Raw genomic sequence first — 24,013 nt, 5'->3', positions numbered from 1 at the left:
GGCAATGCGCGGGAGAAGAAACGTCGCGGAAACCCGATTGAAAACAGCTATGAACCGCATACGGCAACCACACGCAGGACGCATGGTTGCCGCGGGCAGACTTCGGCGGGCGACGCGCGCCCGCCTTTGCTACAGACTTACTTGTTGACGATGCGCTTGGCAGCGGCGTCAAGACCTTCCTTGGGTTGTTGGCGACCCTGCGTGATGTTCTGCAGCGAGGAAGCCATCGAAGCCCAGAAGCGGCCCATCTCGGGGTTGTTCGGCATCGGCTTGCCGTTCTTGGCCGATTCCATGACCGCCTTGATGTTCGCGTCAGCGGACAGTTCCTTGTAGAAGGCCTTGTCTGCCGGCACACCCATCGCCACATCGGCGTTACAGGTCTTCAGACCCTTTTGCGCCAGCATGTAGTTCTCGATGAATTCAACCGCCAGTTCCTTGTTCGGGCTGGCCTTGTTGACCATCGCGCCGATCACACCGACGAACGGAGCGCCCGCCTTGTTGCCGATCTTGGGAATCGGAGCAGTACCGAAGTTGATCTTGGACTTCTTCAGGTTGTCCCAGGCCCACGGTCCGTTGATCATCATCGCGATCTTGCCCTGGTTCACACCGGCTTCCATGTCGGCGTAGGACGCGCCCTTGGGCATCTGGCCGTTCTTGATCATGTTGGCCAGCAGCGTCGCGCCTTGAATCGCACCCTTGTTGTTCACGCCGGTGTCGTTCGCGTCGTAGGTGCCGTCAGCCTTGAGCTTGAACGCATAGCCGCCATTGGCAGCCAGCAGAGGCCAGGTGAAGTAGGTGTTGGTGTAGTCCCACAGGATGGCCTTCTTGCCTTGGGCGGACAGCTTCTTGTCCAGGGCGATGATTTCGTCGAAGGACTTCGGAGCAGTCTTGACCAGATCCTTGTTGTAGATCAGGTGGACAGCTTCGATCGCGAGCGGATAGCCCCAGGTCTTGCCACCGACCGAGAAGGCGGACCAGCCCAGGTTGTCGATCGCGGCTTTCGCCTTCTTGCTCGGGGTCAGCGGTTGCAGCAGGCCACCGGCGATCCATTCGCCGATACGGTCGTGCGCCCAGATCCAGATGTCAGGACCCTTGCCGGCAGCAGCGGCTTGCTGGAACTTGCCCGGAGCGTCTTCAGGGTGTTCGACAGCGACGGAAACGCCGGTCTTCTTCGTGAACTCCTGACCAACCTTAGCCCAGCCGTTGTAGCACTTGTCGCCGTTGATCCAGATCAGCAGCTTGCCGTGTTCCGCAGCCTGCACCGGAGCGCTCATGACGCCCGACAGAGCGATCACCGCCGAGGCGGCAAACAGCTTCACTTGATTACCAACTTGCATACTTCATCTCCTTGTATTGGTCCACCCCATGATCGCCAGGCCACTCGCTCTGCCCTGGGCAGGCGCGCGGTCGACACTTCATTCTTACGCATGACGCCGAAGGAAGATTTTCTATACCGCTCTTTTATTGTCTTGCTGGCCTGTTACCAGGTCACCGGGCAGGCCTTCCCATCCTGAGCAAACACATAACACCGCGCGGCAGGCATGCCGACAACGATGTTCTCGCCGATCTTGGCCGTCTTCTCGCCCGGAGCCCGGACGACAAACGGAACATCGCAACCGGCGACTTCCATATAGACATAGGTCGTGTCGCCGAGGCGTTCGACGACCTGGACGCGGCCGGCCATCGTGCTGTCACCCGGTTCGACATCGACAGTGATGTGTTCGGGACGCACACCAAACGTGACGGCTTCGCCCGGTTTGATGTCGCGGGCATCGACCGCTGCCTTGACGACCGCGCCGCCCTTGAGCTTGACCTGCGCGAATTTCTCTTCGGCGCTGACCAGCGTGCCGGAGACGAAGTTCATCTTCGGCGAGCCGATGAAGCCGGCAACGAACAGGTTGGCCGGACGGTTATAGAGTTCCAGCGGCGCGCCAACCTGCTCGATGCGCCCAGCGGAAAGAACCACGATCCGGTTGGCGAGCGTCATCGCTTCCACCTGGTCGTGGGTCACATAGACCATCGTCGACTTGAGTTCGCCGTGCAGCTTCGAGAGCTCGACGCGCATCTGCACGCGCAGCGCGGCATCGAGGTTCGAGAGCGGTTCGTCGAACAGGAAAACTTCGGGTTTGCGAACGATCGCGCGACCGATCGCGACGCGCTGACGCTGACCACCGGACAGAGCCTTGGGTTTGCGTTCGAGCAGCGGTTCGATCTGCAGGATCTTCGCCGCGCGGTCGACCGCTTCGGCCGTCTCTTCCTTCGAGGCGCCCGCCAACTTCAGCGCAAAAGCCATGTTCTCGCGCACGCTCATGTGCGGATAGAGCGCGTAGCTCTGGAACACCATCGCCACACCGCGCTTGGACGGAGGCTCGTCATTGACGCGCTTGCCCCCGATGAAAAGGTCTCCCGCCGTGATGTCTTCGAGACCGGCGATCGAACGGAGCAGAGTCGACTTGCCACAGCCGGACGGACCGACGAACACCACGAACTCCCCGTCCTTGATCTCGAGATCAATGCCGTGGAGCGTTTGGACTTCGCCGAACGACTTCTTGATGCCCTTGAGTACCAGACCAGCCATGAAACTTCTTCTCCGCTTGCTGGGGTTCGCAACGCGAACCCGATCCGCGCACTGCGCGGGCCCTGGATGCTTCACGCATCCGCTTCGTATTCAGGAAAACTCCCCGGAGCGGACTCCGGGGAGCGGTACAGCTCAGATCAGCTCAACCGAGCCGAACAACTCTTACCACCAGGCTTCCATCTGGACACCGTAGGTGCTGCCGCTGGTCTTGCCCTTGATGTCGGTCGAATCGATCGACACGCCGCAGTCACGACCGGTACAGGCAACGTTGCCCATGCCAGCATTCCAGATGTTCGAACCGGAGTTCGCCGCGTCGTTCCACTTGGCATACGTGTAGTAGGCGCGCAGCGAAGGACGGGTCCAGAAGCCCTTTCCGGGAGCGATCTGGGCGGCCAGCGTGACCTTGTTCAGCTTGGCAGTTTCGCCATTCTTCGGCTTGACCTGAACGTGACCGATTTCAGTGCCAACCGAGTACAGGTCGTTGAAGTGGTACCAGGGGCGAACGCCGAGGGTCCAGGTCTTGTTGTCGATGTTGGCCGCATCCGACTTCTCATCCTGGTAGCCGACGACAGCCGAACCGTTGATCGCACCGAAGTCGAAGACCAGGTGATCAAGGAAGCGATAGCCCTTATAGTCGGCCGTCGAGGTCCAACCCGGGTAATCCCAGCCCTGGATGCGAGCCGAACCGTTCAGGTTCGCACCGTCCTTCGCATACTGCAGCACGGCGCGGTTGAAGCCACCGAGAACGCCAATCGTGTGCTGAGCGGTCAGCGCGTAGCCACCTTCGTTGTCGCGTTCCACGCCGGAAGAGTTGGCGCGGTTGTTCTGCGAGATGATGTTCGCGATGAAGTCGGCCGAGCCGAAGTTATCGCCCAGCGCGAGACCTTCCAGGCGCAGGTCGAAGTTGCGGTTCGCGTTCGAACCGGTGTTGGCATAGTCCGGCGCATAGCTGGCCGTACCGCGCTGCCAGTTCACTTCCGACTTGGTCATCAAAGCGAACGAGAACTTGGCCACTCCGCCGACGTCGACGCCTTCGATACCAGCACCCGGACCGGCAACTTCGTTGTAGAACATGTCGAGCATGTGGATGTCTTGGCGCTTGTAGTAGCGCTTACCGGCCCACAGGCTGGCGTTGGCAAGAGGACCGGAACCGACGTTGGTCGCTTCACCCCAGAGCTGACGCAGGGCCGGCGAGGTTTCTTCCCAGTCGCTGGTCTGCTGAGTGCCTTCGGCCAGCATCGTGTGGAACTTGAACTGCGAACCGGCCTTTTCAGCCAGGGTCGAATCGAACTGCAGTTCGAGGTAGGTATCGCACTCGTTGCCGAGACGGAAGTGCCCCATGTTCGCCGGGCCGAGGTTGTAGCAAACCATCGAGCCGCCCTTCGTGGACGAGCCGATACCGCTACGCGCATAGCCATGGAAGTCGATCGTGGCCGCATCGGCAGCCATGGACAGCGTGGCAGCCGCGACGGCGGCAGCGATTGCGCTGAGCTTGATTTTCATATGTCACCTCTCCTGTGGTTATCAATAGCGGCCTGGGCCGCCCTTACAAAAAACATCGATACGCGTTACCACCCGCGGCGCGCCCTCATAAGAATCCGGGGCGCGTCCACCTCCTGCCTGACAACTACTTCACTCTCAACGCGCTCGCCTGCTCGGCAAGCCGCGTAATTCCATCCCAATCCTCCGCCTCCATCCGGTCGGCCGGTGCCAGCCAGGTTCCTCCGACGCAGGCCACGTTCGGCAGCTCCAGATAGCTCGGCGCGGTCTCCAGCGTGACACCTCCGGTCGGGCAGAACAGCACGTCGGGGAAAGGCCCGGCCATCGCCCTCAACATGCCGACGCCGCCCGCCTCGCGAGCGGGGAAAAGCTTCAATGCATCGAAACCGAGATCACGGGCCGCCATCAGCTCTCCCGGGGTCATGACTCCAGGCAGCAGCGGCAGAGCCGGGCCGGTCGCCGATTCAGCGAGCTCACGGGTCAGCCCCGGTGTCACCGCGAACATCGCGCCGGCGCCCAGCGCCGCTTCGAGTTCATCCGGACCGGTGACTGTCCCCGCGCCGACGATGGCCTCGGGAACCGCATCGCGCATGATCCGGATCGCGTCGAGCGCGACATCGGTGCGCAGCGTCACTTCGAAGACCTTGATCCCGCCCTTGAACAGGGCTTTTGCCAGAGGCTTGGCGTGTGCGAGATCGTGAATCACGATCACCGGCATCACCGGCCCCATGCGCAGGACATCTTTCAGATTCATCGATCTTCCCGTATCGGTTTCAGAAAACCAGTCTGTCGTAAGCCCCAGCAGATCGCTGCTCTGTAAGCAACTGTCTCGTCGCCTTACGACTTGAGGCGGATTGTAGTAATCCTACAAACCAAAGACAAGGAAAGCCTGATAGGGCAATACAAGTTATTGATCCCTTCCGTGCAAAAACCCCCACGCTTTTTCGTAAGTCATTGATTTTCAAGCAACATACACACAGAACAACCGTTTCATGATGTTGCTTTCTCGCAACTACATCAAAAAAAACTATCTTGCTTTTTCTCGAAGCCCCGCGCTTCGTTCACCGCTGAGCTTGGACTTCTGTAGTTTTACTTCGTATACTTTTGACCTTGTCGCCCGCGGCTCTGTTACATCTGTAGCAGCACGGGCAAACGGATCCGGGCGCCGCGCCCGGCTCATCTCACAACCGAACCGAGGTTCCCAGCCATGCCAGCCGCTCCTACCTACCCCCGCCTGCTCGGCGATATCGGAGGTACGAATGCCCGCTTTGCCCTGATCCGCAGCCAGGGTGGTCCACTCGAAGACGTCCGCACCTTGTCGGGCGCGCTGTATGAAGGTCCGGCCGAAGCGATCGAGGCCTATCTGAAAGAGGTGGGCGGAGACAGGCCGGTCTCGGGCGGCATCGGCATCGCGAACCCGATCGACGGCGACCGGATCCGGATGACCAATCACACCTGGGCCTTCTCGATCGATGCGGTGCGCAAGACTCTGGGCTTCACCCACCTCGTCTTCGTCAACGACTTCACAGCTCTGGCGCTGTCCTTGCCCCACCTGCCGGCGGACGAGCTGGACCAGATCGGCGGCACCCAGGCGGAAAAAGGCGGCTGCATCGGCGTGATCGGCCCGGGAACGGGTCTGGGCGTCTCCGGTCTCGTCCCTTCGCCCACCGGCTACATCCCGCTCTCGGGCGAAGGCGGCCACGCCACAGTCGCAGCCACGACGGCCGAAGAGGCCGCGGTGATCGCCGAAGTGGGCAAGCACTATCCGCACGTCTCGGCCGAACGGCTGATCTCCGGCCCCGGCCTCGTCACGCTTCACGAAGCGCTGGCAGCGGTGCGCGGTCTCCCCTCCCCGGGCCTCGGCGCGCCAGCGATCACCGACGGCGCGCTGAGCGGAAAAGATTCGCTCGCCTTGGACTCGATCAATATGTTCTGCGCGCTGCTCGGCACAATCGCGGGCAACCTCGCACTGACGCTGGGAGCCAAGGGCGGCGTATTCATCGGCGGCGGAATCGTGCCGCGCTTCGGTGAGCTTTTCGCCCGCACGCCTTTCCGCGAACGCTTCGAGGCCAAGGGACGCTTCCGTGACTACCTCGCGACCGTCCCGGTTTATGTGATCCACTCGGCCTATCCGGCTCTGGTCGGAGCCGCCGAGGCGCTTGATCGCGCACTGGCCCAGCCCCCCCTGAATCGATAATAAAGGAGTCACCGATGAACCCCGCACAATCCCCCGCTTGGGCAGCACTCGCCGCCCAGGCTGAGAAGTGGTCTTCGCTTCACCTGCGCGAAGTCTTCGCGCAGGATCCCGCCCGAGCCGAACGCTATGTCGCCGACGCGGCCGGCATCGAGCTCGACTATTCGAAGAACCGCATCGACAATGAGACGCTCGCACTGCTGCAGCAGCTGGCTGTCGACACTGGCGTCAAGGCCCGGATAGACGCGATGTTCGCCGGTGAGAAGATCAACAACACCGAAGATCGCGCCGTGCTGCACGTCGCGCTGCGCAACCGGGCGAACACCCCGGTCCTCGTCGACGGTCACGACGTGATGCCCGACGTCAATGCCGTGCTGACCCGGATGTTCGCGTTCGCCGACAAGGTCCGCAGCGGAGAGTGGAAGGGCCGCACCGGCCGCGCGATCACCGACATCGTCAATATCGGCATCGGCGGCTCCGATCTGGGTCCGCTGATGGTCTGCGAAGCGCTCAAGCCCTACGGCCACGAGCGCCTCTCCATGCACTTCGTCTCGAACGTCGATGGTGCCCAGATCATCCAGACCCTGAAGAAACTGGATCCGGAAACGACGCTGTTCGTGATCGCATCGAAGACCTTCACGACGATCGAAACCCTGACTAACGCGAACTCCGCCCGCGCCTGGTTCCTCGCCTCCGGCGCCAGTGAAGCCGACATTGCGAAGCACTTCGTCGCCGTGTCGACGAACGGCCCCAAGGTCAGCGCCTTCGGCATCTCGACCGACAACATGTTCGGCTTCTGGGACTGGGTCGGCGGCCGCTATTCGCTGTGGTCCGCAATCGGTCTGCCCATCGCGCTCTACTTGGGACCGGACAACTTCAAGGCACTGCTGGAAGGCGCGCACGCCATCGACCAGCACTTCCGCACTGCGCCGTTCGAGAAGAACCTGCCCGTGCTGATGGGCCTGATCGGCGTCTGGTACGCGAACTTCCTCGCTTCGCCCTCGGTCGTCATCGCCCCGTACAACCAGAACATGCACCGGCTGCCGGCCTACCTGCAGCAGCTGGACATGGAATCGAACGGCAAGGGCGTGCGCCGCGACGGCGAAAAGGTCGAGTACAAGACCGGCCCGATCATCTGGGGCGAACCCGGCATCAACGGCCAGCACGCCTACTTCCAGCTGCTGCACCAGGGCACCCACCTGATCCCGCTCGACTTCATCCTCGCGCTCGATCAGGCCGACCTCGACCCGACCCACCACGCCGTGCTGATCTCGAGCTGCCTCGCCCAGTCGGCCGCGCTGATGCGCGGCAAGACCGCCGACGAAGCGCGCGCCGAACTCACCAAGGCCGGCGTGAGCGGCGAAAAGCTCGAGCAGCTGGTCAAACACAAGACCTTCGAAGGCAACCGCCCCAGCAACATGCTGGTGCTCGATGCACTCGACCCGAAGCACCTCGGTGCGCTGATCGCGCTCTACGAGCACAAGGTCTTCGTCCAGGGGGCCGTCTGGGGCATCAACTCCTACGACCAGTGGGGCGTGGAGCTGGGCAAACAGCTCGCCTCGGGCATCCAGAACGCGCTGAAAACCGGCTCCGGCGAGGACGACTACGACGCGTCGACCCAGCGTCTGATCAAACTCGCGCGTAATCGTTTGACCACGAAGCGTTAAGGCACGCGGGCTCCGGGTTAAACTGCCCGGAGCCTTTCCGTCTTAGCACAGGAGTTCCTCGATGCATTTCACCACCCGCGCCTGGCCGAGCAGGATTTCTGCAGCGCTGGCCCTCACCGCGGCCCTCGCCGCCCCCGCCGCTCACGCCGGCTTTTTCGACGACCTGTTCGGCGGCAAGGAAAGCACCCAGCTCGAAAGATGGGCAGCCAGCCCCGACGACACGATGAAGTGGGGAGAGTGGGACTTCTTGCGCATCGACACGCGCGGCGCCCAGGCGCAGCCCAGCGCCCACCCCGTTCAGCTGAGCGCAGACCAGGTCGCGACGGCCCTCTCCGGAATCAAGATCCAGGGCTTCAAGCAGACCAACATCCTGTTCTCCGAGGACGAGATCCGCCGCTTCGCACCGGCGATCGCGATCGGCCTCGCGAAGGCCAACGCCTACCAGGATCTGATCTTCGTCAGCACAGGACAGCACTCGTGGTCGGGCCTGATGGCACCGCTTCTCGCCAACTCGGGACGCATCTTTTTCGCCGACGGACGCCTGAACCTGATCCTCGGCTCGGCCCATATCGACTTCCTCGCGGATCTTCGCCAGGGTTCGCGCCAGCCTCCGCGTTTCGACTTCGGCTCGCGGGGAACCCGCACGCCGAAGATCAACATCCTCGGCGTCGAAAAGGGCGAAGCGAAGATCATCCGCGAAGACTGGATCGCGATCTCGATCGCCAATGTCGCGGCACCAGCGACTGTCCCGGTCACGACGGCGAACCCGATCGACCGCAACCGGATCTCGCCGGTCCAGCAGCCCCAGCCCGTGGCCCAGCCCGCGCCTCAAGCCGCTCCCGTCGAAGACCCGTTCTACGGCAAGCAGGAAGCCCGGCTGCGCGCTCTGAAGCGGATGCGCGACCAGGGTCTGATCACCGACGAAGAGTTCCAGCAAAAGCGCGCCGATGTGCTGAAGAACCTCTGAGCTTCGCGCACTCCCGAAAAAACCCGCTCCGGCGGGTTTTTTGTTGCCCCTCCTGGAAAACGCCGGGGAGAGACTTGTCGGTCGCAGCCCCCAACCGGAAAGCGGATCCGCGAAATCCGCAGCAAAGCTTTTGCCCTACGGGCCATGCCGGCGCCCAGGTTCGCGAAGGGGCGGTAGAATGCGGGTTTCGCCTTTTCGCAGCGAGCACGCGCCCATGCAGGAAAAATACACCCCGGCGGAGATCGAAGCCGCCGCCCAGCAGCACTGGAACTCGACCGAAGCCTTCAAGGCCAAGCGGGACGACACCAAGCCCAAATACTACTGCCTGTCGATGTTCCCCTACCCGTCGGGCAAGCTGCACATGGGCCATGTGCGCAACTACACGATCGGCGACGTGCTGTCGCGTTCCCACAAGATGCGCGGCTACAACGTGCTCCAGCCGATGGGCTGGGACGCTTTCGGCCTGCCGGCCGAGAATGCGGCGATCAAGAACGGCGTGCCGCCCGCGAAATGGACGCGCGAGAACATCGCCTACATGAAAAAGCAGCTCAAGTCGCTCGGTTTCGCGATCGACTGGAGCCGCGAGCTCGCGACCTGCGATGCGAGCTATTACAAGTGGAACCAGTGGCTCTTCCTGCGCATGCTCGAAAAGGGCGTCGCCTACAAGAAGACCCAAGTCGTGAACTGGGACCCGGTCGACCAGACCGTCCTCGCCAACGAACAAGTCATCGACGGGCGCGGCTGGCGCACCGGCGCCGTGGTCGAGAAGCGCGAGATCCCCGGTTACTACCTGGGCATCACCCAGTATGCCGAAGAGCTGCTCGGCGATCTCGATGAGCTGACCGGCTGGCCCGAGCGCGTCAAACTGATGCAGGCGAACTGGATCGGCAAGAGCACCGGCGTGCGCTTTGCCTTCCCGCACGAAATCAAGGATGAGACGGGCGAACTCGTCGACGCGGGCAAGCTGTGGGTGTTCACGACCCGCGCCGACACGATCATGGGCGTCACCTTCTGCGCCGTCGCTGCCGAGCACCCGCTCGCGACGCTGGCCGCGAAGACGAATCCCGAACTCGCCGCCTTCATCGAGCGCTGCAAGCAGGGCTCGGTCATGGAAGCCGACATGGCGACGATGGAGAAGGAAGGCCTGCCGACCGGCCTCTTCGTAACCCATCCGCTGACCGGCAAACAGGTCGAAGTCTGGGTCGGCAACTACGTGCTGATGAGCTACGGCGACGGCGCGGTGATGGGCGTGCCTGCGCACGACGAACGCGACTTCGCATTCGCGAAGAAGTACGGCATCGCGATCGAACAGGTCGTTCAGGTTCCGGGCGAGAACTTCTCGCTCGACGGCTGGCAAGCCTGGTACGGCAGCAAGAACGGCGTCTGCGTCAATTCGGGCGAACTCGACGGTCTCGACTACGAAGCCGCGGTGCTCAAGGTTGCCGAACTCGTCGCGGCCAAGGGCCTGGGCGAGAAGAAGATCCAGTGGCGGCTGCGCGACTGGGGCATCTCGCGCCAGCGCTACTGGGGCTGCCCGATCCCGATCATCCATTGCGCGGACTGCGGCTCGGTCCCGGTGCCCGACGATCAGCTGCCCGTCGTGCTGCCCGAGGACTGCGTGCCGGACGGCTCGGGCAACCCGCTGAACAAGCTCGAAGCCTTCCGCCACTGCACCTGCCCGAAGTGCGGCAAGCCGGCGCTGCGCGAGACCGACACGATGGACACCTTCGTCGATTCGTCGTGGTACTACTCGCGCTATGCAAGCGGTTTCACTGACGCGGCGATGGTCGATGACGAGACCAACTACTGGATGACCGTCGACCAGTACATCGGCGGCATCGAACACGCGATCCTGCACCTGCTCTATTCGCGCTTCTGGACCAAGGTCATGCGCGACGTGGGCCTCGTGACCTACCGCGAACCTTTCTCCCGCCTGCTCACGCAAGGCATGGTCCTGAACACCGCCTTCTCGCACAAACCCGAGAGCGGCGGCAAGGACTACTTCTGGGAGAGCGATGTCGAAGTGATCCGCGGTCCGCAAGGCCAGATCACCGGCGCGAAATTGAAGAAGGACGGCACGCCGGTCGACTTCGAGATGACGACGATGTCGAAATCGAAGAACAACGGCGTTGATCCCCAGGCTCTGATCGAGCAGTACGGCGCCGACACTGCGCGCTTCTTCATGATGTTCGCGGCGCCCCCCGAGCAGACGCTTGAATGGTCGGACGCCGGCGTCGAAGGCGCTTACCGCTTCCTCAAGCGCGTCTGGAACTATGGCACGCTGTTCGCTGCCGAGCTCAAGGGCAAACTGCCCGCGACACGCGCGCTGGACAAGGCCAAGCTGCCTTCCGACCTGGCCGCGCTGCGCCGCGAGATCCACCTGCTCCTGAAGCAGGCCAACTACGACCTCGCCAAACAGCAGTTCAACACGGTCGCCTCGGCGACGATGAAGATGCTCAACGCGATCGAGAAAGCGCCGCGCGACAGCGCACTCGCCGCCGAAGTCGCCGAGGAGTGCTTCGGCATCCTGCTGCGCGTGCTCTCGCCGATCACGCCGCACATCGCACACGCGCTGTGGCGCGAGCTCGGCTTCGGCGATGACATCCTCGCCGCCAGCTGGCCCGAACCGCTCGATGCGGCGCTGGTCCAGGACGAGATCGAGCTGGTGCTGCAGGTTCTGGGCAAGACGCGCGGCAGCATCACGGTCCCGGCCTCGGCCGACAAGGCCCAGATCGAAGCCGCGGCCGTCGCGTCCGAGGTCGCGCAGAAGTTCATGGAAGGCCGCCCGGCGAAGAAGGTCATCGTCGTGCCGGGCCGCCTCGTGAACATCGTCTGCTGATGCCCGAAGTGTTGATCCGCAGGGTCGAGGCGCGCGATGCGGCGGCGCTCGCTGCCGCGATCGCCTCGCCCGGAGCCGTGTCCGGCACGCTGCAGCAGCCCTACCCGAGCGAGGCACTGTGGCGGGAGCGGATCAGCGGCATGAGTCCTCAGGATCATATGCTGGTCGCCGAAGTCGATGGCGTCGTCGTCGGCTCGGCCGGTCTGCACGGCAATGCGAACCCGCGCCGCGCCCACGCGGCGGGACTGGGCATCTCGATCACCGATGCCTGGCAGGGACACGGCATCGGTCGCAAGCTGCTCACCGCTCTGCTCGACCTTGCCGACAACTGGCTGGGCCTGCTGCGTCTGGAGCTGAGCGTCTTCGCCGACAACGAAAAGGCTCTGGCGCTATATCGCTCAGTGGGCTTCGTCGAGGAAGGCCGGCTGCGCGGCTTTGCTCTGCGCGCTGGGCGGTACGTCGACGTGATCACGATGGCCAGATTTCACCCGAATCCCCCCCGAATTTCTCCGGAGAACGACGCGTGAGCCTCATCAAGCGTTTCCTGATCCTCGCGCTGATCGCGCTCACCGCGTCCTGCGGCTTTCACCTGCGCGGCGCCCAGCCCCTACCCTTCGACTCGATCTACCTGGGGCTCTCTGCCTACAGCGAGATGGGCGCAACGCTGAGGCGGCAGATCGCCGCAAACGGCGCAACGCTGATCAAGGACAAGGCGAGCGACGCCCAGGTCAGCCTGATCGTGTTGAAGGAAGATCACATCAAGACGATCCTGAGCCTGAACACGAAGGGTCAGGTCCGCGACTACCAGCTTCAGCTCGCCTTCGAGTTCAAGCTCGTCGATGCCGCCGGGCACGAAGTGATCCCGGCCAGCCGGCTCTCGGTGCAACGCGATCTGACCTATAACGACGCTCAGCTGCTCGCCAAAGAGCAGGAAGAAGCCCAGCTTTATCGCGAAATGCAGAACGACGTCGTGCTGCAGCTGATGCGCCGCCTCTCCTCCGCCCACTGGCCTCTTCCGGCGGCACAGTAAGTGGCCATCCGCCCCGAGCAACTCGCGACGGAGCTCGCGCGCGGCCTCGCTCCGCTCTATCTGATCCACGGCGACGAGCCGCTGCTCGCGCTCGAAGCCGCCGACGCGATCCGCGCCGCGGCCCGCACCCAGGGCATTACCGAGCGAGAAGTGCTGGTCGTGACCCAGGGCTTCAAGTGGAATGCACTGGAGATGGCGGCCGGCAACCTGTCGCTGTTCGGCGAAGCGAAGCTCGTCGACCTGAGGATTCCGACCGGCAAACCGGGGCGCGAAGGCGGCGAAGCGCTGCAGCGCTACGCAAAGCAGCTGCCGACCGATGGCGTGATCACGCTGGTGAGCCTGCCCCAGCTCGACTGGGCGACGCGCAAGGCGGCCTGGTTCGTCGCGCTGGCCGCAGCCGGCGTCGAAGTCGAATGCAATGCACCGCCTCTCGCGCAGCTGCCGGACTGGCTGGCCGGGCGTCTGGCGCGCCAGCAGCAGCGCGCACCGCGCGAGGCACTCGAGTTCATCGCCCAACACGTCGAAGGCAACCTGCTCGCCGCCCACCAGGAGCTGCAGAAGCTCGCCCTGCTTTTCGATCCGGGCGAGCTTGCGTTGGCTCAGGTTCAGGAGGCGGTGCTGAACGTCGCCCGCTACGACACCGAGAAGCTCAGAGTCGCGCTGCTCGAAGGCGATCCGGCCCGTCTGGTGCGGATGATCGAAGGCCTGAAGGGTGAAGGCGCGGCTCCGCCGCTGGTGCTGTGGGCGATGGCCACCGAGATCCGGACCCTGGCGCTGCTCAAATCCGGCCACGAATCCGGCCAACCGCTCTCGGCCTTGTTCAAGAAGGAGCGGGTCTTCGACCGCAACCGCCAGAAGCTCGCCGAACGGGCCCTCGCGCGCTTTTCGGCCAATGCGCTGCGCGCAGCGCTGATGCACGCAGCGAAGCTGGACCGGATCATCAAGGGCATCGCGAAAGGCGAAGTCTGGGACGAGTTCCTGCAGCTTGCGCTGCGTCTCGCCCACCGCTGAAGTCCACGCACCGGACCGGCTACGCCTGTCCGCGGACAAAAAAATGGCGGCCCAAGGGCCGCCGAGCTTTTTTGTCCTCCTGACCGAAATGGCCGGGGAATTATTACGCGCAGATCGTTATGTTTTGTCTTGCCTGGTGCCGAAACGCTGAGCGAAACAGCAGCCAAAATTCTAGGGGTTAACCCTAGGCCAGTTATTGATTTTTCGCAATCCAGAACCCTGATCCCGCCACCAGTCTGGTTTATGCGCGAGACGGCGGAGGCCTGAGCCTCCGCCGCTGCGCAAGGGAGAGCGCCATTGCGTCTCCCGTCCAGTCTCCCCCGAGACATTCTTACAGCAGGCCGGCCGGAGCCGGTCTTCTTACTTCTTGCGGATCGGCGGCAGATCGGTACAGATGCCTTCGAACACTTCGGCCGTCATCCCGATCGACTCGCCCAGAGTCGGGTGCGGGTGGATCGTCTTGCCGATATCGACCGCGTCGCAGCCCATCTCGATCGCCAGCGAGATCTCGCCGATCATGTCGCCCGCGTTCGGTCCGACGATGCAGCCGCCGACGACGCGATGCGTCTCGTCGTCGAAGATCAGCTTCGTGAAGCCGTAGTCGCAGCCGTTCGCGATCGCGCGGCCGGATGCAGCCCACGGGAACTTCGCGATGTTGATCCGCTGTCCGCTCCCCTTCGCCTGAGCCTCGGTCACGCCGACCCAGGCAACTTCCGGTTCCGTGTAGGCGACCGACGGGATGATCGTCGCGTCGAAATACGACTTGATCCCGGCGGCGACTTCGGCCGCGACGTGCGCTTCATGGACGCCCTTGTGCGCGAGCATCGGCTGACCGACGATGTCGCCGATCCCGAAGATGTGCGCGACATTGGTCCGCTGCTGCTTGTCGACCGGGATGAAGCCGCGGTCGGTGACCGTAACCCCCGCCTTCTCGGCGCCGATCTTCTTGCCGTTCGGGCTGCGCCCGACCGCCGACAGCACCAGGTCGTACTTCTGGTCATCGATCGGACCGGCTTCGCCCTCGAACTTGACCAGGATGCCGTCCGGGCGGCAGGTCACGCCGACCGTGCGGGTCTTCAGCATCACCTTGTCGAAACGGTGCAGGTTCTGCTTTTCCCAGATCTTGACCGCATCGCGGTCAGCGCCAGCCATCAGCGTATCGCCCATCTCGACGACGTCGATCCGCGCTCCGAGCGCCGAATAGACGGTCGCCATCTCCAGGCCGATGATGCCGCCGCCGATCACCAGCATCCGCTTCGGAACCTGGCGCAGCTCGAGCGCGCCGGTCGAATCGACGATGCGCGGATCCTCGGGCAGGAAGGGCAGCTTCACGGACTGCGAACCCGCCGCGATGATCGCCTTTTCAAAGCGGATCACCTTCTTCTCGCCACTCAGCTCGGAACCCGAGCCGGTCGTCAGCGACACCTCGACGTGGTGCGGATCGATGAACACGCCATAGCCGCGCACGATCTCGACCTTGCGCGACTTCGCCATGCCGGCGAGGCCACCGGTCAGCTTGCCGACGACTTTTTCCTTGTGCGCGCGCAGACGGTTCAGGTCTACGGTCGGCTTGTCGAACGCGACACCGACGTCGGCGAAGTGCGAGGCTTCCTCGATCACGTTCGCAACGTGCAGCAGCGCCTTGGACGGGATGCAGCCGACGTTCAGACAAACGCCGCCGAGGCTCGGATAGCGTTCGATCATCACGGTCTTCATGCCCAGGTCGGCCGAACGGAAAGCCGCCGAATAGCCGCCAGGACCGGCGCCGATGACCAGCATCTCGCATTCGATATCGACCGCCCCCGTATAGCTTCCCGCCGGCAACGGTGCAGCTGCGGGGCTGGGGGTGAGGGCCGGGCTGGCAGCAGGAGCCGCCTTCGGCGCTTCGGCTGCGGCCGCCGCTTCGAGCGTCAGCACGACGACACCTTCGCCAACGCGGTCACCGACCTTGACTTTCAGTTCCTTGACGACTCCGGCGGCCGGGCTCGGCACGTCCATCGTCGCCTTATCCGACTCGAGCGTCAGCAGCGCGTCTTCGGCCTGAACCGTATCGCCCGGCTTCACCGCAATCTCGATGACCGGAACGTCCTTGAAATCGCCGATGTCCGGCACTTTCACTTCAATGATCTGACTCATGATTCCTGTCCCTCGCTCAGAGCAGCACGCGGCGCATGTCGGCGAGCAGCTTCGCGAGATAGCTGGTGAAGCGGGCCGCGGCGGCGCCGTCGATGACGCGGTGGTCGTAGGACAGCGACATCGGCAGCATCAGCCGGGGAGCGAATTGTTTGCCGTCCCAGACGGGTTCGATCGACGACTTCGAGACACCGAGGATCGCGACTTCCGGCGCATTGACGATGGGCGTGAAGGCCGTGCCGCCGATGCCGCCGAGGCTGGAGATCGAGAAGCAGCCGCCGGACATGTCGGCCGGGCCGAGCTTGCCGTCGCGTCCCTTCTTGGCCAGAGCCGCCATGTCGCGGGCGATCTCGTAGACCGACTTCTTGTCGCAGTCGCGGATCACCGGAACGACCAGGCCGTTCGGCGTGTCGGCGGCGAAACCGATGTGGAAGTACTTCTTCAGGACCAGGTTGTCGCCGTCGAGCGACGCGTTGAATTCCGGGTACTTCTTCAGCGCGGCAACGCTGGCCTTGATCAGGAAAGCGAGCATGGTCAGCTTCGCGCCTTCCTTCTCGGCTTCCGGATTCATCGCCTTGCGGAAGGCTTCGAGATCGGTGATGTCGGCCTTGTCGAACTGGGTGACGTGCGGAATCATGACCCAGTTGCGGGCGAGATTCGCGCCGGAGATCTTCTTGATCCGCGACAGCGGCTTCGCTTCGATCTCGCCGAACTTCGCGAAGTCGACCTTGGGCCAGGGCAGCAGGTTCAGCTCGCCACCGCCGGTAACGCCACCAGCCGCGGCCGATCCGGCCGGCACCAGTGCGCCGGTCGCGATCTGGTTGAACACGCCCTTGATGAAGGACTGCACGTCCTCGTGCTGGATCCGGCCCTTGGGTCCGGTACCCGGCACCTTGACGATATCGACGCCCAGCTCGCGCGCGAACTTGCGCACCGACGGGCTCGCGTGGGCCTTGCCGGCCGGCGCGGTGATCTGCGGAGCGGCAGAGACCGGCGCGGCAGCGGCGACCGGCGCGGGAGCCGGAGCTGCGACCGGAGCGGCAGCGGCGGCCGGCGCAGCGGCAGGGGCCGGAGCAGCGCCAGCGGCTTCAACCAGCACGATCACGCTGCCTTCGGAGACGCGATCGCCAACCTTGACGCGCACTTCCTTGACGACGCCGGCCACCGGAGCGGGCACGTCCATCGTCGCCTTGTCCGATTCGAGCGTGACGACCGCCGCTTCGGCGGCGATCGTGTCGCCGACCTTGACGGCCACTTCGATGACCGGCACATCCTTGAAGTCGCCGATATCCGGCACCTTGACTTCGACGACGCTGACAGCGGCAGGGGCAGCAACAGGTGCAGCCGGCGCAGCAGCGGGAGCCTGGGCGGCCGGAGCCGGAGCCGCAGCCGCAGCCGCGGCGGCGCCAGCGGCTTCGAGGATCACGACCAGCGTACCTTCGGCGACCTTGTCGCCGACCTGCACGCGCACTTCCTTGACGACGCCGTCGGCCGGGCTGGGCACGTCCATCGTCGCCTTGTCCGATTCGAGGACCAGCAGAGTGTCCTCGGCGCTGACCGTGTCGCCCGCCTTGACGGACACTTCGATGACCGGCACATCCTTGAAGTCACCGATATCGGGGACTTTCACTTCGATGATCTGACTCATTTCCTGTCTTTCCTTGTTCTGCACGGCCGGGGCACGCCCCGGCCTTCGCTGTCGTTCAGACGCCGAGAGGGTTGGGCTTGTTCACATCCAGACCGTAGCGAGTGATCGCTTCGGCCACCCTGGCGCGATCGACCGCGCCTTCATCGGCCAGCGCCTTCAGCGCGGCCACGACGACCCAGTGACGGTCGACTTCGAAGAAATTGCGCAGATTGGCGCGGGTGTCGGAGCGACCGAAGCCGTCGGTTCCCAGCGTCAGGTAAGTGCCCGGAACGAAGGCGCGGATCTGCTCGGAGAACAGCTTGATGTAGTCGGTCGCGGCGATGACCGGACCGACCGCGCCCTTGAGCTTCGCCTCGACGTGCGAGACGCGCGGCGTCTCGAGCGGGTGCAGCAGGTTCCAGCGGGCGACGTCCTGGCCGTCGCGGGCCAGTTCGTTGAAGCTAGGGCAGGACCAGAGGTCGGCTTCGACGCCCCAGTCGGACTTGAGCAGATCGGCCGCCGCGATCACTTCGCGGAAGATCGTCCCCGAACCGAGCAGCTGAACGCGCGGCGCCTTGGCGTCGGCACCGGCGCGGAACTTGTACATCCCCTTCAGGATGTCCGCTTCCGCGCCTTCGGGCATCGCCGGATGCTCGTAGTTCTCGTTCATGACGGTCAGGTAGTAGTAGACGTCTTCCTGCTCGCCGACCATCCGGCGCAGGCCGTCCTGAACGATGACCGCCAGTTCGTAGGCGAAAGTCGGATCGTAGCTGACCGTGTTGGGCACCAGGTTGGACAGGATGTGCGAGTGACCGTCCTCGTGCTGCAGGCCTTCGCCGTTCAGCGTCGTGCGCCCGGCCGTGCCGCCGATCAGGAAACCGCGCGAACGCGAATCGCCCGCCGCCCAGCACATGTCCATGACCCGCTGATGGCCAAACATCGAGTAGTAGATATAGACGGGGATCATCGGCACGTTGTGTGCCGAATAGGCCGTCGCACCGGCGATCCACGACGCCATCGCGCCGGCTTCGTTGATGCCTTCCTGAAGGATCTGGCCTTCGCGGCTCTCCTTGTAGAACATCAGCTGGTCGTGATCCTGGGGCACATAGTTCTGGCCGAGCTGGTTCCAGATGCCAAACTGACGGAACATGCCTTCCATGCCGAAGGTGCGCGATTCATCGGGCACGATGGGCACGACGTGGCGGCCCAGAGCCTTGTCCTTGAGCAGCGTGTTCAGGATCCGCACGAAAGCCATCGTCGTCGAGAACTCGCGACCTTCGCCCGAAGCCTTGAGCTGGGCGTCGAAAGCGGTGAGCGCCGGCACCGGCAGCGTCTCGCTCGAATGGCGGCGACGGCTGGGCAGCGAGCCGCCCAGAGCCTGACGGCGCGCGCGCAGGTATTCGAATTCGGGCGAGCCTTCGGCGAACTTGATGTAGGGAACCGAGTCGATCTCGGCATCCGAAACCGGGATATTGAAGCGATCGCGCAGCCCCACCAGCGAGTCGTGCGTCATCTTCTTCTGCTGGTGCGAGGTGTTCTGGGCTTCGCCCGAAGCGCCCATGCCGAAGCCCTTGATCGTCTTCGCGAGGATCAGGGTCGGTTGGCCCTTGTGTTCGACCGCAGCCTTGTAGGCTGCGAAAACCTTGCTGATGTCCTGACCGCCTCGGTTCAGCGCCCAGATCTGGTCATCGGTCCAGTCGGCGACCATCGCCTTCAGTTCGGGCGTATTGAAGAAGTGCTCGCGGACATAGGCACCGTTCTTCGACTTGAAGGTTTGGTACTCGCCATCGACGCATTCCATCATCCGCGCCTTGAGCAGACCTTCGCTGTCGCGGGCGAGCAGGCTGTCCCAGCCCGAACCCCAGACCACCTTGATCACGTTCCAGCCGGCACCGCGGAACTCCGATTCGAGTTCCTGGATGATCTTCGCGTTGCCACGCACCGGGCCGTCGAGGCGCTGCAGGTTGCAGTTGACGACGAAGACCAGGTTGTCGAGCTTTTCACGTCCGGCCACACCGATCGCGCCGCGCGAATCGATCTCGTCCATCTCGCCGTCGCCGAGGAAGGCCCAGACCCTGCGGCCTTCGCCCTTCGACAGACCACGGTTCTCCAGGTACTTCATGAAGCGGGCCTGGTAGATCGCCTGCAGCGGGCCGAGGCCCATCGACACGGTCGGGAACTGCCAGTATTCCGGCATCAGCCACGGGTGAGGATAGGAAGACAAGCCCTTGCTGGCGGCTTCCTGGCGGAAGGTGTCGAGCTGTTCTTCGGAGAGCTCGCCGAGCAGGAAGGAGCGCGCATAGACGCCGGGGATCGAGTGCCCCTGGAAGAAGATCAGATCGCCGCCGTCTTCGTTCTTCGGCGACTTCCAGAACCAGTTGAAACCCACTTCATAGAGCGCGACCGAGGACGCATAGGAGGCGATGTGCCCGCCGACGTTGGTGTGCTTGTTGGCGCGCACGACCATCGCCATCGCGTTCCAGCGCAGGTAGGCCTGGATGCGCTCTTCGATCGCCGCATCTCCGGGATAGGCCGGCTGCTTGTCCGCCGCAATCGTGTTGATGTAGGCCGTCGTCGAGCCGGTCGGCAGCTCGACGCCATTCTGGCGCGCTGCGGCGATCTGACGCTCGATCAGGTACTGAGCCCGCTCCGGGCCTTCGTTGGCCAGCACGCCATCCAGCGCGTCCAGCCATTCACGGGTTTCCTGCGCATCCACATCGGATTGCGGCAGGGCATTGGGCAGTACAGCCATGAATGCCAACTCCTTCTCATCCTGGTCAGGGTTAACCCTCATGGGAAACCCTGCTATCCAGCCCGCCGCGTCCCCCGACGCTCAGCGAGCCCCCTCGTTTCGCACGATAAAACAGCAAACCATAATGCGCAACATGTGCACAGAGATTTTTATGGAAGGAAAAAGTTCCCCAATGTTTCAATCTTAGGCAGAGCCGCCCTCTCTGGCCGGCAAAAATCTGTCAGGACAGCACGCTCCGCCCGCCTCCGCTATCCTTCACCCTTGTCCGCACGCCAGGCAGTGCCGCCACGCCAAAAATGAGCTTTCTGACTCCCCGCCAGCCCCGCGGCTCGATCGTCGCCAAGCTGTACTGGACCGCGCCCTATATCGCGGTCGTCGCCTTCGCGCTGACGATGCTGGTCATCGTCTGGACGCTGCAGATGAGGGAGATCGACACCGAGCGCACAGCCCTGGCCCGCGACGTCCAGTGGGCCGAGCGGACGATGCGCACCCACTTCATCGCGAACGAGGACTTCCTGACCCAGATCGCGCGCGACATCGCCAATGGCAGCCTCGACGGCGACGGTTTCTCGCTGCGCGCAACGCCCTACCTCGCCGACAACCCCGAGCTGCTCGACATCGTCTGGATGGACGCCAGCGGCAAGGTTCGCTGGGCCGTGCCGTCGGACGGCTCGGAATGGCTTCCCGGCGACGAGCTCTCGCCCAGCCAGGGGCAGATCGCCCGCCATGCCCGCGAACTGGGCCGGGCCGCCTATGGCCAACCCTACCGGGCCTCACGCGGATCGGCGCTGATGGAAGTGTTCGTGCCGGTGCAGCGGGGGCGCTCGCCCTACGGCCTCGTGATCGCGGTCTATTCGGTCGAGGGGCTGCTCCAGCACCTCGTGCCCTCGTGGTTCTCGGACAAATACCGGCTGACAATGATCGACTCGTCGGGCGAGACGCTGGTCGTCAACACTTCGCCGCACGGCACCGACGATGCGTTATCGTCCCTGATCGTCTTCGATCCGCCCGGCAACGGGCTCGCGCTGCGCGCAACTGCCTTCCGCAATGAAGGAGAGCTCCCCCCGGCCCTGCCCATGGGCCTGATCGTCGGCCTCTCGGTCATGGTGCTGTGGAGCCTGTGGGCCTTGCGCAGCCACATGGACAAGCGGGTCAGGGTCGAGCGCGAACGCGACCAGCTCTTCATCGTGTCGCTGGACATGCTCTGCTCACTCGACCCGGACGGCAGCTACCGGCGCGTCAACCCGGCCTTCGAACGCGTGCTGGGCCTGCCGATGGCCACTTTCGAGGGCCGCCCCCTGCTCGCGCGGGTCCATCCCGAGGACCTGGCCAGCGCCAGCGCCGCCCTGGCCAGGCTGGCCAAGGGAGAGCCCTTCACCTTCGAAGCGCGGATGCGCTGCGCCGACGGCCACTACAAGTGGCTGGTCTGGAGCGCGAAACCGGTCGAGGAGGATCGCGTGACCTATGCGGTCGCCCACGACATCACCGACCGCAAGGCGGCCGAAGACGCGTGGCGGGCCGAATCGACTTTCCGCAAAGCGATGGAGGAGTCGGTGCTGACCGGCCTGCTCGCGACCGACATGAAGGGCCGCATCGTCTATGCGAACCCGGCTTTCTGCGCGATGCTGGGCCACGAGGAAGGCGAGCTGATCGGCTCGAAATGGCCGGCGGACCGGCGCGGCGCCGACGACCGCCTCGTCGAGTTCGCACCGCTGCGGCGCGCGCTGGCCGAAGTCTCGCCCCCGGAAGGACTGGAGACGCGGATTCCGCGCCAGGACGGACGCCTGATCGACGTGCGGCTGATGGTCTCGCCCCTCGTCGACAGCGCCGGGCAGCAGACCGGCTGGATGGCCGCGGTCAGCGACATCACCGAGTCGAAGCGGATCCATGCCGAACTCGAGGCCGCCCACGAGCGCTTCGTCGCGGTGCTCGATGGCCTCGACACCGCGGTCTATGTCGCCGACGCGCGCTCCGACGAGATCCTCTACGCGAACCGCGCCTTCATGCTGAGCTTCGGCTTCAACGCGATCGGCCGCAGCACCTACAACCTGTCGCTGCCGCTGCCCGAACGCAGCGCCTATCCGGTCGACCCCCGCCTGCTGCGCCCCGAGGGCCTGCCCCGCGAACTCTTCGACGGTCAGCTCTTCCATGCACCGACCGAGCGCTGGTTTCATGTGCGCGAGCGGGCCACGCGCTGGGTCGATGGCCGCATCGTCAGGATGTCGGCCGCAACCGATATCACCGACCGCAAGCGGGTCGAAGAGCTGAACCACCAACAGGAGGAGAGGCTGCAGCGCACCTCGCGCCTGATCACGATGGGCGAGATGGCCTCGACGCTGGCCCACGAACTGAACCAGCCGCTGTCGGCGATCGCGAACTACAGCTCGGGCTGCGTCAACCGGCTGCAGAGCGGACGCTACAAACCCGAGGAGCTGCTCGCCGCGATGCAGAAGACGGCTTTTCAGGCCGACCGCGCCGGCAAGATCCTGCGCCGCATCCGCGACTTCGTGCGCAAGAGCGAACCGCAGCGCAGCGCGGTGAACCTGTCCGACGTCGCCGACGACGCGCTGGGCTTCGCCGAGATCGACGCGCGCAAGCACGGAGCCCGGGTCGAGAACCTGATCGGCAGCGACACGCCGCTGGTCTGGGCTGACCGGATCATGATCGAACAGGTCGTGCTGAACCTGGTCAAGAACGGCATCGAAGCGATGAGCGACATCCCCGCCGAGAGTCGGCTGCTCAGGCTCACCGCGCGCGCCAAGGGCGATCAGGTCGAAGTCGCGGTCGCCGACCGCGGCCACGGCATCAGCGACGAGGATCGCGGCAAGCTCTTCGACGCCTTTTTCACGACCAAGAGCGACGGCATGGGCATGGGACTCAATATCTGCCGCTCGATCATCGAATTCCACAACGGCCGCCTGTGGGTGGAAAATGCCCCCGAAGGCGGTACGATCTTCCGATTCACTTTACCGATGGAGCATCTGCGTGAGCCCGACGCCGAAACCGCTTGAGCCGAACGCCCAGACTGAGACCGTCCACATCGTCGATGACGACGAAGCTCTGCGCGATTCACTGATCTGGCTGCTCGAATCCGAAGGCTATTCGGTCGCCACCCACGCCTCGGCCGAGGACTTCCTCGCGATCTGGACTCCGCTGCTGCGCGGCTGCCTGCTGCTCGACGTGCGGATGCCCGGCATGAGCGGCCTCGAGCTCTACGAGAAGCTCGCCAGCGAAGGTTCGACGCTGCCCGTCGTGTTCATCACCGGCCACGGCGACGTGCCGATGGCCGTGTCGGCGCTGAAGAAGGGGGCGATCGATTTCATCGAAAAGCCCTTCAACGATCGCGACATGCTGACCCTGATCGCGCAGTGCCTGGAGCTCGATCGCGAGCGGAGCAGCCAGAAGCGCCAGGACGCCGAAGTCTCGCGCCGGCTCGAACTGCTGACCAGCCGCGAGCGCGAAGTGCTCGACCTGATCGTCGCCGGACGGCTCAACAAGCAGATCGCCGACACGCTGGGCATCAGCATCAAGACCGTCGAAGTCCACCGCGCCCGGGTCATGGAGAAGATGGGCGTCGCCTCGCTGGCCGGCCTGGTTCAACAGGTTCTTGTTGCCGAAACAGGGAAACACTGAGCCCGGCGGACGGCCCGGACGCGAAAGCGCTGACCTCGCCCGGCCGCGATGGTAGACTCTCCGGTTTTCCTGAATATTCCGG

Annotated in this window: 16 protein-coding genes; 9 read left to right on the top strand and 7 right to left on the bottom strand. The window is 64.1% G+C overall.

Annotated features, from left to right (window positions below; translation table 11 throughout):
• Positions 1-137: 137 nt before the first annotated feature.
• From malE to eda, 4 genes are all read right to left on the bottom strand, one after another.
• The gene (gene malE / locus ACHFB9_RS04235) at positions 138-1,337 is read right to left on the bottom strand and encodes a maltose/maltodextrin ABC transporter substrate-binding protein MalE (RefSeq protein WP_417069735.1); all 1,200 of its coding nucleotides are present in this window, start codon (positions 1,335-1,337) and stop codon (positions 138-140) included.
• Between the two features lie 143 nt (positions 1,338-1,480).
• Entirely contained in the window at positions 1,481-2,578 is a 1,098-nt protein-coding gene (locus tag ACHFB9_RS04230) for an ABC transporter ATP-binding protein (RefSeq protein ID WP_417069734.1), read from the bottom strand.
• A 162-nt stretch (positions 2,579-2,740) separates the two neighbouring features.
• A complete protein-coding gene (locus ACHFB9_RS04225; protein WP_417069733.1) occupies positions 2,741-4,081 on the bottom strand; it encodes a maltoporin in 1,341 nt (446 codons plus the stop codon).
• Between the two features lie 124 nt (positions 4,082-4,205).
• A complete protein-coding gene (eda, locus tag ACHFB9_RS04220; protein WP_417069732.1) occupies positions 4,206-4,832 on the bottom strand; it encodes a bifunctional 4-hydroxy-2-oxoglutarate aldolase/2-dehydro-3-deoxy-phosphogluconate aldolase in 627 nt (208 codons plus the stop codon).
• Between the two features lie 453 nt (positions 4,833-5,285).
• Here eda and ACHFB9_RS04215 point away from each other — a divergent pair, with 453 nt between their 5' ends.
• From ACHFB9_RS04215 to holA, 7 genes are all read left to right on the top strand, one after another.
• Entirely contained in the window at positions 5,286-6,275 is a 990-nt protein-coding gene (locus tag ACHFB9_RS04215) for a glucokinase (protein ID WP_417069731.1), read from the top strand.
• 14 nt (positions 6,276-6,289) lie between these two features.
• Positions 6,290-7,939 (top strand): glucose-6-phosphate isomerase, encoded by a 1,650-nt coding sequence (gene pgi / locus ACHFB9_RS04210; RefSeq protein ID WP_417069730.1) that lies wholly within the window; start codon positions 6,290-6,292, stop codon positions 7,937-7,939.
• Positions 7,940-8,000: 61 nt separating this feature from the next.
• Positions 8,001-8,906, top strand: a complete 906-nt coding sequence (locus ACHFB9_RS04205) for an SHOCT domain-containing protein (protein WP_417069729.1) — start codon at positions 8,001-8,003, stop codon at positions 8,904-8,906.
• 214 nt (positions 8,907-9,120) lie between these two features.
• Positions 9,121-11,745 (top strand): leucine--tRNA ligase, encoded by a 2,625-nt coding sequence (leuS, locus tag ACHFB9_RS04200; protein WP_417069728.1) that lies wholly within the window; start codon positions 9,121-9,123, stop codon positions 11,743-11,745.
• Positions 11,745-12,272, top strand: a complete 528-nt coding sequence (locus ACHFB9_RS04195; RefSeq protein WP_417069727.1) for a GNAT family N-acetyltransferase — start codon at positions 11,745-11,747, stop codon at positions 12,270-12,272. The genes leuS and ACHFB9_RS04195 overlap by 1 nt, the downstream gene beginning before the upstream one ends.
• Positions 12,269-12,775: an LPS assembly lipoprotein LptE gene (gene lptE, locus ACHFB9_RS04190; protein ID WP_417069726.1), complete on the top strand. Its 507-nt coding sequence runs from the start codon at positions 12,269-12,271 to the stop codon at positions 12,773-12,775. Before ACHFB9_RS04195 ends, lptE begins: the two co-directional genes overlap by 4 nt.
• Positions 12,776-13,786 carry a DNA polymerase III subunit delta gene (holA, locus tag ACHFB9_RS04185; protein WP_417069725.1) on the top strand — a complete coding sequence of 337 codons (1,011 nt, stop codon included), beginning with the start codon at positions 12,776-12,778 and terminating at the stop codon, positions 13,784-13,786.
• 360 nt (positions 13,787-14,146) lie between these two features.
• On the opposite strand, the gene lpdA is transcribed toward holA, so the two are convergent.
• Genes lpdA through aceE form a run of 3 tightly spaced genes read right to left on the bottom strand, consistent with a single transcriptional unit; the run spans position 14,147 to position 20,298 of the window.
• Positions 14,147-15,922, bottom strand: a complete 1,776-nt coding sequence (gene lpdA, locus ACHFB9_RS04180; RefSeq protein WP_417069724.1) for a dihydrolipoyl dehydrogenase — start codon at positions 15,920-15,922, stop codon at positions 14,147-14,149.
• A gap of 16 nt (positions 15,923-15,938) precedes the next feature.
• Positions 15,939-17,567, bottom strand: a complete 1,629-nt coding sequence (aceF, locus tag ACHFB9_RS04175) for a dihydrolipoyllysine-residue acetyltransferase (protein WP_417069723.1) — start codon at positions 17,565-17,567, stop codon at positions 15,939-15,941.
• Between the two features lie 55 nt (positions 17,568-17,622).
• Positions 17,623-20,298 carry a pyruvate dehydrogenase (acetyl-transferring), homodimeric type gene (gene aceE, locus ACHFB9_RS04170; RefSeq protein WP_417069722.1) on the bottom strand — a complete coding sequence of 892 codons (2,676 nt, stop codon included), beginning with the start codon at positions 20,296-20,298 and terminating at the stop codon, positions 17,623-17,625.
• 296 nt (positions 20,299-20,594) lie between these two features.
• Between aceE and ACHFB9_RS04165 the strand changes: the two genes are divergently transcribed.
• Positions 20,595-23,309, top strand: a complete 2,715-nt coding sequence (locus ACHFB9_RS04165) for a PAS domain S-box protein (protein ID WP_417069721.1) — start codon at positions 20,595-20,597, stop codon at positions 23,307-23,309.
• On the top strand, positions 23,284-23,931 hold the full coding sequence (locus ACHFB9_RS04160) for a response regulator transcription factor (protein ID WP_417069720.1): 648 nt from the start codon (positions 23,284-23,286) through the stop codon (positions 23,929-23,931). Before ACHFB9_RS04165 ends, ACHFB9_RS04160 begins: the two co-directional genes overlap by 26 nt.
• Positions 23,932-24,013: the final 82 nt, after the last annotated feature.

Origin of the sequence: Niveibacterium terrae (genome assembly GCF_048213115.1) — a bacterium.
Taxonomy (GTDB): Bacteria; Pseudomonadota; Gammaproteobacteria; order Burkholderiales; family Rhodocyclaceae; genus Niveibacterium; species Niveibacterium terrae.
This window is presented reverse-complemented; position numbering and strand designations above follow the sequence as displayed.